General features: G+C 70.2%; 6 protein-coding genes. 4 read left to right on the top strand and 2 right to left on the bottom strand.

The genetic code is table 11. The features are described 5' to 3' along the window. Nucleotides 1–109 precede the first annotated feature (109 nt). Nucleotides 110–394 (top strand): ATP dependent RNA helicase, encoded by a 285-nt coding sequence (locus CKO41_RS10305; RefSeq protein WP_207143966.1) that lies wholly within the window; start codon nucleotides 110–112, stop codon nucleotides 392–394. 31 nt (nucleotides 395–425) lie between these two features. Next, entirely contained in the window at nucleotides 426–1,826 is a 1,401-nt protein-coding gene (locus CKO41_RS10300; protein WP_200382146.1) for a DUF2325 domain-containing protein, read from the top strand. Nucleotides 1,827–1,899: 73 nt separating this feature from the next. Here CKO41_RS10300 and CKO41_RS10295 read toward each other — a convergent pair whose 3' ends face one another. Continuing rightward, complete coding sequence (locus tag CKO41_RS10295) at nucleotides 1,900–6,174, bottom strand: bifunctional diguanylate cyclase/phosphodiesterase (RefSeq protein ID WP_200382145.1); 4,275 nt, start codon at nucleotides 6,172–6,174, stop codon at nucleotides 1,900–1,902. Nucleotides 6,175–6,779: 605 nt separating this feature from the next. Between CKO41_RS10295 and CKO41_RS10290 the strand changes: the two genes are divergently transcribed. Continuing rightward, entirely contained in the window at nucleotides 6,780–7,847 is a 1,068-nt protein-coding gene (locus CKO41_RS10290; RefSeq protein WP_200382144.1) for an efflux RND transporter periplasmic adaptor subunit, read from the top strand. Further along, nucleotides 7,840–11,073 (top strand): efflux RND transporter permease subunit, encoded by a 3,234-nt coding sequence (locus CKO41_RS10285; RefSeq protein ID WP_200382143.1) that lies wholly within the window; start codon nucleotides 7,840–7,842, stop codon nucleotides 11,071–11,073. Before CKO41_RS10290 ends, CKO41_RS10285 begins: the two co-directional genes overlap by 8 nt. Nucleotides 11,074–11,136: 63 nt before the next feature. Here CKO41_RS10285 and CKO41_RS10280 read toward each other — a convergent pair whose 3' ends face one another. Then, nucleotides 11,137–11,568, bottom strand: a complete 432-nt coding sequence (locus CKO41_RS10280) for a HEAT repeat domain-containing protein (protein ID WP_200382142.1) — start codon at nucleotides 11,566–11,568, stop codon at nucleotides 11,137–11,139. Nucleotides 11,569–11,593: the final 25 nt, after the last annotated feature.

Genomic DNA, 11,593 nt, shown 5'->3' with positions numbered 1-11,593 from the left:
CAGCAGCCTCCGGATCTGGTGATGAGGCAGTCCTCCGGCTGGCGGCGCTCGCCCGCCGAGCGCCGCCAGCCGGAGGACTGCCTCATCACCAGATCCGGAGGCTGCTGGCATGACCGAACCAGGACAAATCCCAGGACAGATTCAAGACCCCGCCGCGCCGCTCGAGTACCTCGATCCGCGGGCGATCGAGCAACGCCTCGGCCCCCTGATGCGCCGCTACCTGGCCTCGCGCTCGGCCGCAGCGGCCGGCCGCGTCGCCCGCCACATCGAGGCCCTGTGCTGCCACCCCGACTTCTTCGGCACCAACGACGAGCGCTGCGTCTATCTGCGGCTCGCGCGCCAATGGCGCTGGCTCGCCGACCAGGGCGGTGGCCGCCTCGCCGACCTCCATTGACCCGCTTCGATCAGGACAGAGGACGAGCCCCATGTGTGACCTCCATCGATCCGCACGGAGCGACCGACCGCCGAGCGCCCCGTCTGGCCCTACCGACAGCGCCCTCGCCGCGCCTGCGAATGGCACCCCACCAATCCTCGCGCGCCCCGACGGGCTTGGATCGCTCCGACGTCCGCCCCTAGCATCGGTACCGCCCGACGCCCCATTACCGACGCTGGCGCACGCGACCCGCGCCGAGGTCACGCCGAAGAAGGGCGCGCTCAAGCTGTGGGACATCCCCCACAAGTACCACTGCCCGATCATCGGCACCTGCCTCCACGTCGAGGAGTTGCGCCGCCTGCTCGAGAAGGTCGAGGGACAACGGCTCGACCCGCTCGGCGACTATCGGATCCATGTCACCTGCGTCGGCGCCGCCGAGACGAAGAATCCGCTGTCGCTGGCGACCCAGCGGCTACTCGAGCGCAAGTTCGCGGCCAGCGTCCGCCGCTTCGCCCGGGCCAAGACGGCGCCCGAGGTCACCCGACTGTGGCACGAGGCGGTCGCCGCCGGCGACGTGCCGGGGCCCTTCTGGGCACTGATGACCCACCCGAAGGCCGACGCGCCGACGCGCGCCCTCGCCTACGAGGAGGTGCACATGCTCTCCCACCAGATCGGCGCGGGGCTGCATGCCGAGGCGAAGGCCCTGGCCGAGGCCCGCGCGCGTGCCGAGCGCTGCGAGCGCGAGCGACAGAACGAGGCCCGCCGCTACGAGCAGCGCCTCGCCGAACGCGACCGGCAACTGGCGGCGCTGCGCGAGACCCTGGCACGCCAGGAGGGAGAGACGCGCCGGCTGAAGGCAGCCGTACCGGTCGCACCGAGCGAGGCCCAGCCCCTCGGGGGCGAGCGGCGCATCGCCGCGCTGGAGGCCGAACTCGTCGCCGCGCGGCGTCGCCACGAGGAAAGCGCCCAGGAGGCCAGGCGCCTGCGCCGCGGGCAGCGCGCGGCCGACGAGGAGGTCGCCCGGCTGACGGCGGCGCTCGCGGAGCAGCAGGCCGCAGTCGCGGCGCTCGAACGGCTCCTGCCGGGCGACGCGGACGACGAGTGCCCCGATCGGTGCCCGGCCGGTCGGGATTGCCGGGACTGCGTCGACCTGCGCGGGCGACGCATCCTCTGCATCGGCGGGCGCGGGACGCTCGCCGACCACTACCGCGACCTGGTCGCGCGCTGCAACGGCGAACTGGTGCGCCACGACGGCGGCCTCGAAGACAGCCATCACCGCCTGGAGGCGATGATGGCCGCGGCCGACGCGATCGTCTGCCCGGCCGATTTCGTCAGCCACAACGCCTACCAACGCGCCAAGCGGTTCTGCAAACGCTATGCGAAGCCCTGCATACTGATGCGCAGTTCCGGGATCGCGAGCTTCGCCCGGGCCCTCGAGCAGCTCGCCGCCTGAGCGACCCGGTTCGACGCGTGCCACCGAACCGGGCGAACGGAAGGTCCAACCTCGCCCAGGTCGAGCCCAAGGGTCAAGGTGAACCTCCGGGAGTCGGGGCACGGCCCGCGTCCGGTGCAGACGGATCCGCATCGCGCCGCGCAGCGTCGCAGACCCAGCGCCAGGCTGCCTCCGCGGCCCGCGGCTCACCGAACAGGTAGCCTTGGAGGGCATCGCAGCCCATGCGCGCCAGCCAGTCGCGCTGGGCCTCCGTCTCGACCCCCTCGGCGACGACCTCGAGACGCAGGTTGTGGGCCATCGCGATGATGGTCGCGGCGATCTCGCGATCGTCGCATTCCTGTACGAGGTTCTGCACGAAGCGGCGATCGACCTTGAGGCGATCCACATGGAAGCGTTTGAGGTACGACAGCGACGAGTAGCCTGTGCCGAAGTCGTCGATCGCGAGGCGCAGGCCCAGCGACTTGAGGTCGCTCAAGGCCGCGACCGCCTCCTCGCCCTGCGCCATGATGCAACTCTCGGTCAGCTCCAATTGGATCCAATCGGCCGGGACTCCGGTATCGCGCAAGACGGCCCCGACCTGCCTGGGCACATCGCGGACATGCAGTTGGCGCAGGGACAGGTTGACGGCCATCGAGAAGGGCTGGCAACCGGCATCGAGCCAGTCCCGCACCTGGCGGCAGGCGGTGCGCAGGATCCAGTCGCCGAGCGGCACGATCAGCCCGGTCTCCTCGCAGATCGGCAGGAACTCGGCCGGCAGCACCAGCGCGGTGCCCGCCGGCTGCCAACGCACCAGGGCCTCGAGACCCAGGACCCGGCCGTCGCGGGCCGAGACGATCGGCTGGTAGTGCAGCAGGAACTCGTCGCGCTCCAGCGCCCGACTCAACCGGGTCTCCAGATCGAGACGCCGATTCGCCCGCGCAGTGAGCGCCCTGGTATAGAAGCGATAGGTGTTGCGACCCTGCCCCTTGGCCTGATACATGGCCGCGTCGGCGTGCTGGATCAGGGCCCTGACGTCGCTCGCGTCGTCCGGAAAGAGACTCACGCCGATGCTCGCCCCGACGTAGACCTCGTGCCCGGAGGCCAGCACGAAGGGGCACTCGAGGACCTCGAGGAGACCCTCGGCGACCGAGACGGCATCCTCGGGTTGGGACAAGGTCTCGACGACCAGCAGGAACTCGTCGCCGCCGAGGCGCGCGAGGGTGTCCTCCTCGCGGAGGCGACTCTTGAGTCGGAGGCTGATCGCCTTCAACAGCTCGTCACCGGCCTGATGACCGAGGCTGTCGTTGACGTTCTTGAAGCCGTCCAGATCGATGAAGAGCACGCCCACGCTCCCGGCCTGGCGCCTGGCGCGGGCGAGGGCCTGCTCCAGCCGCGCCTCGACCGCGCGGCGGTTGGGGAGGCCGGTCAGGGCGTCGAAGAGGGCCAGGGCTTCGAGCCGCGCCTCCGACGCCTTGATGTCGCTGATGTCGGTGAAGACACCGACATAGTGGCTCGGCGCGCCCTGCTCGTCGCGCACGACGCTGATCGTCAAGCGTTGCGGATAGATCTCGCCGCCCTTGCGACGGTTCCAGATCTCGCCCTGCCAGTGGCCGAGGTCGTGGAGGCTGCCCCACATGGCGGCGTAGAAGGCCTCGTCCTGGCGCCCGGAGGCGACGATGCCCGGGTCCTTGCCGCACACCTCGGCCTCCGTGTAACCGGTGATCTCGGTGTAGGCGCGGTTGACGGCGATGATCCGCGGCACGAGGTCGGTGATGACGACCCCGTCGCGGGTGGACTCGAAGACGGTCGCGGCCAGGCGCAAGGACTCCTCGTCGCGCTTGCGCTGCGTGATGTCGTGGACGATGCAGAAGCGCAGCCGCTGCCCGCCGATCATGACCGGCACGCTATAGATCTCCACGTCGCGCAGCGTCCCGTCGCCGTGCCGCTGACGCCCCTCGAGGTGGCACGGCGCCGCGTCGGCGGCTTCGGCCATCGGCAGCGTTCGGCCCTGCCGATCTCGGGTCTCGAGCTGGCCGATCCCGGCGGCCTGCAGCCGCTCGCGCGTGCGGCCATAGAATAGGCAGGCGGCCGGGTTCGCATCGAGGATCCGCCCGTCGCGCGGGTCGACGAGCAGCATCGCCGTGTGACCGTTCTCGAAGAGGCCGTGGTAGCGCGCCTCGCTGTCGCGCAGGGCCTGGTTCTGAGCGAGATGATCGAGCGCGAAGGAGAGATCGCGCACCATCTCATCGAGCGTCGCAAGGACATCGTCGGTGAAGAAGCCAGGCTCCTCGGCGTAGAGCGCCAGGGTCGCGAAGACGCGTCCCAGGTGGCGCACGGGGAAGGCCCCGGCCGCCCGGATGCCGGCCCGGAGGGCCGCGCCATGGCGCAGATCGCCAGCCGTATCGGCCAGAAAATCGTTGCTGACCGCATGCCCGCCGCGGCGGATCGCCTCGGCGATCAGGCTGCGCCCGAGCGACGCGCGCGCCGCCGGACCGGCCCAGACCGCGGCACCAGCCCAGACCGCGGCGAGATAGCCGACATCGTCGCCCCAGTGGGCGACCGGACGAATCATCCCGTCGCCCTCCCCGCACAGGCCGATCCAGGCGAACCGGAAGCGTCCGTGGCGTACGGCGATCCGACAGATCTCGGCGAAGAGCGCCGCACGGTCGCGGTTGCGCACGATCGCCTGGTTGGTCTGCGAGAGCATGTCGTAGAGGTCGCGCTGGCGCCGCAGCGCCAGCTCGCTACGGCGCCGTTCGGTGACATCGTCGATGGTCGCGATCAGGATTTCGGGCGTACCGTCGGCCCGGCGCACGCAGCGCACATCGACCGACGCATGCACGAGGGTCCCGTCCGGGCGCCGATAGCGCTTCTCGCGCCGATAGCCCTCGACCTCCCCGCGCAATAGCGCCTCCTGGGCGAGGCGGTCGGCCTCGAGGTCCTCGGGGTGCGTGAGATCGGCCCAGGTCAGCGACTCGAGCTCGGCGCGGGAGCGTCCGACGATCTCGCAGAAGCGGTCGTTGACGTGCCGCCAACGCCTGGTCGCGGCATCGGCGATGACCATCCCGATGAAAGGCAGATCGTAGAAGTGCCGCAACAGACGGTCCTGCTCGGCCCGTTCCGCCAGCCATGCGACCTGCTGGCGGTGCTGCTGCTGCCGCCACAACAACCAAAGGATCACGGCGAAGGCGACGGTCGCGAACAGGGTGACGACGCCGACCCACAGGGCCAACGCCAGCACCGGCGCCATGACCTCGTCGCGATCCCGCTTGGCGATCAGGAACCAATCGGTACCGGCGACCGGGCGGTAGGCAGCCAACACGGGGACGCCTCGGTAGTCGCGGCCGGCGACCGTGCCGGCGCGCCCCGAGCGTAGCGCGATCGCGGCCGGCAGGTCCGGCGCATCGACCGGCAGGTGCCGCGTGAGCGCCGCCCCCGAGACATGACGCAGCGGATTGAGGAACACCAGGCCGTCGCCGTCGCGACGCACCAGCAGGGTCTCGCCGCTCGCACTCTCGGTCGGCCAATAGCGGATGAAGGGCAGCAGGAAGCGCTCCGGATCCATATGTAGGACGATGAAGGCGAGCGGCCGGTCACGGGGCTCGGCAGCCAGCAGCGGGACGATGGTATCCAGGTGCAGCCGGCCCGCGGCATCGCGAAAGAGCGTGCTGTGCGGCCCCAGGGGCGGATCGGATGCCGCTGGCCCGGGGTCGTGCAGACCGGCCCCCCGCTCGTCCGCCTCACTGACGACCAAGAGCGGTTGCCCGGCGGCCGAGAACAGGGTCACGAGGCCATACCCGTGGGCCTCCCGGAGCGCCGCCAGGCGGCCCTCGACGCGCCCCCTGCGATCGGTCGCCCCCGGCGCCGCGAGCAGCCCGGCCACGGCCGCGGCGAAGGCCGGATCCCCGGCGAGGACGGCCGCATCGCCACGCCGCTCGGCCAGCCAGAATTCGAGGTGCTCGGCCTTCAGCTCGGCGATGGCCTCGAGATCCGCGAGGGCCTGCCGCTCCTCCTCCGGCCCCCGGATCTGGACGATGCTGAAGGCGAGCAGCGGCGCCAGCAGCGCCAGCGCAGCGAAGGCGGCAGCCAGCCAACGGGCGCGCAAGGCCACCTCGCGGGGAGTCTGCAACGCCGAATCGGCCGCGGGCTCCCGGGCGCGCAGCAGCAAATAGAGGACGATGCTGGTGACGGCGACGAAGAGGCCGCCCTTGACCAGCTCGACGAGCCAGAGCAGCCTCGGGTCCCCAACGATGGCCCCTGAGGCGTAGCCAGACAGGAGGATCCAGGCCCCGGCCCAGAAGGCGTACAAGGTGGCGATCCAGCCAGGTCTAAACGGCGGCGCACGGCCCCGGGTCAGCGGGGTGGACATCTGGCGCGTATCCATGGCAAGGCGGTAGCGTTCGGGCGGTTCAACAGGCGACCATGGTCGGGCAGTCCGGTGGTCGGGGCCTCCGCCCGAGCACCCACTGCCCCGCCTCTATATTGGCCCGCGGAGAGGCAATAACAACACCGATCACCATTGCCGCCGCCGGCATCCTGCCGAGCGCATCCTGCCGAGCATGGCGCCGCCGGGCGTCGCCCGGGGGCTGGGGGCGCGGCCCACATCGAGCGAAGTCCACTGGCACGCGGAGGACTGACTGCACGACTACGCCGAGCATTTCGGACCCGATACTCGGATGACCCCAAGAGGGGCAGTTGACCGCTTCACCATGGATTCAAGCCGTTGAAATCGCGAAGAGGCTTTCGGTGAGTCCTGCTCACCCGCTCGGTGAAGACCGCTCCGACGCCCGATGCAGGTCGCGCGCGGCGCACCCCGTGCACCGTCCAACTGCCGTTTTTGGGGATGATGGCCGAGATTGCGAAATCCGCAGGCGCCGCGTGGCGAACGCGACGACAATGGGCGAAAGGTCGACTTGAAAAATCAACGAATTTAACTATTTTATAAGTAGCTAATATTCTACTGGACCCTTCACCATGGTATCCCGCCGCCTCCCCTGGTTCCTCCTCTCGTTGATGCTGGCCGGCGTCGCCGCCGCCGAGCCCCCACGATCGGCGACCTTGCCGACGACGATCGCCGAGTACCACGCGATCCCACGCGAATACCGCCTCGACGGCGTCGTCGAGGCGATCCATCGCACGACCGTCTCGGCCCAGACCCAGGGTCAGGTCGAGGCGATCCACTACGACGTCGACGACTATGTCGAGAGGGGCGCGGTCCTCGTCGAGCTGCGCGACACCGAGCACCGAGCGCGCGTCACGCAGGCCGCGGCGGACCTGAAGTCCGCCACCGCCAAGCTCGAGCAGACCCGCGAGGAATACGACCGGATCGAGGGGCTGTTCGCCAAGCGCAACGTCTCCGAATCCCAGATGGACAGGGCCGCGGCCGACCTCAAGGCGGCCCAAGCGGCGCTGGAGTCGGCCACCGCGCAGCTCGAGCAGGCCCAGGAGCAGCTGAGCTACACCGAGATCCGCGCCCCCTACTCCGGGATCGTGACCCACCGCCACGTCGAGCTCGGCGAGACGGCGAGCCCTGGCACGCCGGTGATGACCGGCCTCTCGCTCGATGAGTTGCGCGTCGTCGTCGAGGTCCCGCAGAGCCTGATCCCGGCGGTGCGCTCGGGTACCGAGATCCATGTCGATCTGACCGACGGCGAGCGACTCGCCGTCAGCGACGTGACCGTCTTCCCGTTCGCCGACATGGGCTCGAACACCTTCACGGTGCGCCTGCGCCTGCCGGTCGGCACCCGATCCCTGTTCCCCGGCATGTATGTCAAGACGGGCTTCGTCACCGGCGAGCGCCGCGAGCTGGTCGTCCCCAAGGCCGCCGTCGTCTACCGCTCCGAGCTGACCGCCGTCTATGTCCAGGGCGATGACGGGCGACTCGCGCTGCGCCAGATCCGCGCCGGACGGACGGTCGATGACCAGATCCTCGTGCTCGCCGGCCTCGAGGCCGGCGAGCGCGTCGTCCTCGATCCGCTCGCGGCCAGCCGCCAGATCAAGGCCCAGACGGCCCCCGCGACGGAGGGGCACGGGGATGACTGAGCGACTCGGTCTCTCGGGGCGGATCGCGGCGCGCTTCCAAGACAGCGCGATCACCCCGCTGCTGGCGCTCGTGGGGCTACTGCTCGGGATCTTCGCGGTGCTGGTGACGCCGCGCGAGGAGGAGCCGCAGATCAACGTCACCTTCGCCGACGTCTTCATCGCCTTCCCGGGCGCCTCGGCGAGCGAGGTCGAGCACCTGGTCGCCGGCCCGGCGGAGCAGGTCTTCTCCGAGATCCGCGGCATCCAGCACGTCTACTCGGTCTCGCGCCCCGGCATGGCCGTGGTCACGGTCCAGTTCGAGGTCGGCGAGGACCGCACCGATGCCATCGTGCGCCTCTACAACCAGGTCTTCTCGAACCGGGACTGGCTGCCGGCGAACCTCGGCGTCGCCGAGCCGATCATCAAGCCCATGGGCGTCGATGACGTGCCGATCGTCACCGCGACCCTCTGGCCCGAGGACCCCGCGATCGGCGCCTTCGAACTCGGCCAGGTCGCCCACGCCCTCGAGCAGGAACTCAAGCGCGTGCCCGGCACCCGCGACATCTACACGCTCGGCGCGCCGAGCCAAGTCGTACGCGTGCTGCTCGACCCCCAGGCCCTGGCCGGCTACGGCATCGATCTGGCCGACCTGCGCCGGACCCTGCAGGCCAACAACCGGATCCAGGACAACCTGACGGTGACGGCCGCCAACCAGGAGATCCTGGTCCAGGCCGGCGCCTTCCTGACCACGCCCGAGCAGATCGACGACCTGGTCGTCGGCCTCGCCGACGGACGGCCGGTGTTCCTGCGCGACGTCGCCCGGGTGATGCGCGGCCCCGACCAGCCCGAGAGCATCGTGCAGACCGGCGCCGGGCCGGCGGCCGCGACCCCGAGCCCGCCGCTCGGCGCCCCGGTCCCGGCCGTGACGATCGCCATCGCCAAGCAGGAGGGGACCAATGCGGTGAGGATCGCCGAGCGGGTCATCGAGCGCTTCGCCCAGCTCGAGGGCACCTTCATCCCGGACCGGGTCGAGGTCACCATCACGCGCAACTATGGCGCCACCGCCGACGCCAAGGCCAAGAAGCTGATCAGCAAGCTGGCCTTCGCGACCACCTCGGTGATCCTGCTCGTACTCCTCGCGCTCGGCTGGCGCGAGGCGGCGATCGTCGGGGCGGCCGTCGTCGTCACGCTCGCCCTGACCCTGTTCGCCTCCTGGGCCTGGGGCTTCACGCTGAACCGCGTCTCGCTCTTCGCGCTGATCTTCTCGATCGGGATCCTGGTCGACGATGCGATCGTCGTCGTCGAGAACATCCACCGCCACCTCGCCCTCGGCGGGCAGCGGCTCCTCGAGGCCATCCCGGCGGCCGTCGACGAGGTCGGCGGGCCGACCATCCTCGCGACCTTCACCGTCATCGCCGCCTTGCTGCCGATGGCCTTCGTCAGCGGCCTGATGGGCCCCTACATGAGCCCGATCCCGATCAACGCCTCGACCGGGATGCTGATCTCGCTGGCCGTCGCCTTCGTCTTCACGCCTTGGATGACCCACGCGCTGCTCGCCCGGCGCTACGCCGATCCGACCGGCGACCACGGCGCCGAGGAGTCGACCTCGCCGCGCCTGACGCGGTTCTTCGACCGCGTCATCTCGCCCTTCCTCGCCCGGCGCGGTGGGCAGCGCAACCGCTGGCTGCTGCTCGGCGCGATCCTGGCCCTGATCGCGGGCTCGCTGCTGCTCGTGACCAGCAAGGTCGTGATCCTCAAGATGCTGCCCTTCGACAACAAGTCCGAGCTCCAGGTGGTGCTCGACATGCCCGAGGGGACGAGCCTGGAGCAGACGCTGCGGGTCCTGACCGAGATGGGCGACTACCTGACGGGCGTGCCCGAGGTCGCCGACTACCAGATCTACGCCGGCACGGCCGCACCGATCAACTTCAACGGTCTGGTCCGCCAGTACTACCTGCGCGAGGAGGCCAACCAGGGCGATCTCCAGATCAACCTGGTCGACGCCCATCACCGCGACCGCAAGAGCCACGCGATCGCGCTGGCGCTACGCGAACCGCTCCAGGCAATCGCCCGTGCCTATGGCGGCAACGCCAAGATGGTCGAGATGCCGCCCGGGCCGCCGGTGCTCGCACCCCTCGTCGCCGAGGTCTACGGCCCCGACCATGGCGGGCAGATCGCCGTCGCCGGCCAGGTGCGCGAGGTCTTCGAGTCGACGCCCGACATCGTCGACGTCGACGACTCGGTCGAGTACCCCTCGCGCAAGCGGCTGGTCGTCGTCGACCGCAGCAAGGCGGCGCTCCTCGGCGTCTCCCAGGGCGCCATCGCCCAGGCCCTGGGCACGGTCCTCGACGGCGAGGACATGTCGTTCCTGCACGGGGCCAACGTCAAGTACGCGGTGCCGATCCGCGTCGAGTACAGCGAGGCCGACAAGGCCGACCTCGAGCAGGTCCTGGCCCTGCGGGTGCGCGCCGAGAGCGGCCATCTGGTGCCCCTCTCGGAGATCGTGCGCGTCGTCGAGACGACCCGCGAGCACAGCATCCACCACAAGGACCTGCTGCCGGTCGTCTACGTCACCGGTGACATGGCCGGCGAGACCGACAGCCCCCTCTACGGCATGATCGCGATCTCCGAGCGGCTCGGCGACGAGCTCGGGCTCACGCAGTGGCTGACCCGACAGCCGACCGACCCCTATGGCTTCAGCGTCAAGTGGGACGGCGAGTGGCAGGTCACCTACGAGACCTTCCGCGACATGGGGCTCGCCTACGGCGTCGGGCTGATCCTGATCTATCTGCTCGTCGTCGCCCAGTTCCGCAGCTACCTGGTGCCGCTCGTCATCATGGCGCCGATCCCGCTGACCCTGATCGGCATCATGCCCGGACATGCCCTGCTCGGCGCCCAGTTCACGGCCACCTCGATGATCGGCATGATCGCGCTGGCCGGCATCATCGTGCGCAACTCGATCCTGCTCGTCGACTTCATCAACCTCCAGGTGCAGGCCGGACGGCCGTTCGAGGAGGCCGTCGTCGAGGCCGCCGTGATCCGCGCCAAGCCGATCGTCCTGACCGCGCTCGCGGCCATGGCCGGGGCCGTCTTCATCCTCGACGACCCGATCTTCTCCGGGCTCGCCGTCGCGCTCCTGTTCGGCCTGTTCGTCTCGACCGTGCTGACCCTGATCGTGATCCCGGTGGTCTACTACGGGGCGATGCGCAAGCGAGTCGACTGGATCCGCCGCGGCGCGCTGGGTTGAGGGGATCGGCCTGCACCCCGAGCGCCGTCGCCGAACCGTCGGCCCGGCGCCCGAATGCGGACGTCAGGGATGACGCGCCAGCGCCTGCCGGGCGACCGACCGAACGAAGGGGTCGCGATCTGCGAGGGCATCGGCCAGCGCACGATCCGCCTGCTCGCCCCCCAGCACGGCGAGGGCTTGGCAGACGTTGGCGCGGACATTCGGGTCATCGCGCGTCAGCGCAGCGACCAACGCCGTCACGGCGCTACGATCACCGACGAGGCCGAGTGCCGCGGCGGCCTCCATTGCCACGAGGTCTTCCCGGTCGGTCAGCAGGCCGAGCAGGGGACCGACGCTGCGGGCGCCACCCAGATGACCGAGGGCCATGGCGATGGCAGCACGGGTGACCGGATCCGGTTCCTCCGCGAGAAACTCGATCAGACAGACCTCGACGTCGGCAGCGCGCCCCCGCCTCAGCCATTCATCCCATGTCAGCGTCGAGCGGGCACCGACCATGGCAGGGTCGTCACGGAGCGGCCGG

It is taken from the genome of Thiococcus pfennigii, from assembly GCF_016583835.1.
Classification (GTDB): domain Bacteria; phylum Pseudomonadota; class Gammaproteobacteria; order Chromatiales; family Chromatiaceae; genus Thiococcus; species Thiococcus pfennigii.
This window is presented reverse-complemented; position numbering and strand designations above follow the sequence as displayed.

Bases quoted from the DNA above. Each gene is read 5' to 3' on its own strand.
- CKO41_RS10305 (WP_207143966.1), top strand. From the start codon at position 110: ATGACCGAACCAGGACAAATCCCAGGACAGATTCAAGACCCCGCCGCG.
- CKO41_RS10300 (WP_200382146.1), top strand. From the start codon at position 426: ATGTGTGACCTCCATCGATCCGCACGGAGCGACCGACCGCCGAGCGCC.
- CKO41_RS10295 (WP_200382145.1), bottom strand. From the start codon at position 6,174: ATGTCCACCCCGCTGACCCGGGGCCGTGCGCCGCCGTTTAGACCTGGC.
- CKO41_RS10290 (WP_200382144.1), top strand. From the start codon at position 6,780: ATGGTATCCCGCCGCCTCCCCTGGTTCCTCCTCTCGTTGATGCTGGCC.
- CKO41_RS10285 (WP_200382143.1), top strand. From the start codon at position 7,840: ATGACTGAGCGACTCGGTCTCTCGGGGCGGATCGCGGCGCGCTTCCAA.
- CKO41_RS10280 (WP_200382142.1), bottom strand. From the start codon at position 11,568: ATGGTCGGTGCCCGCTCGACGCTGACATGGGATGAATGGCTGAGGCGG.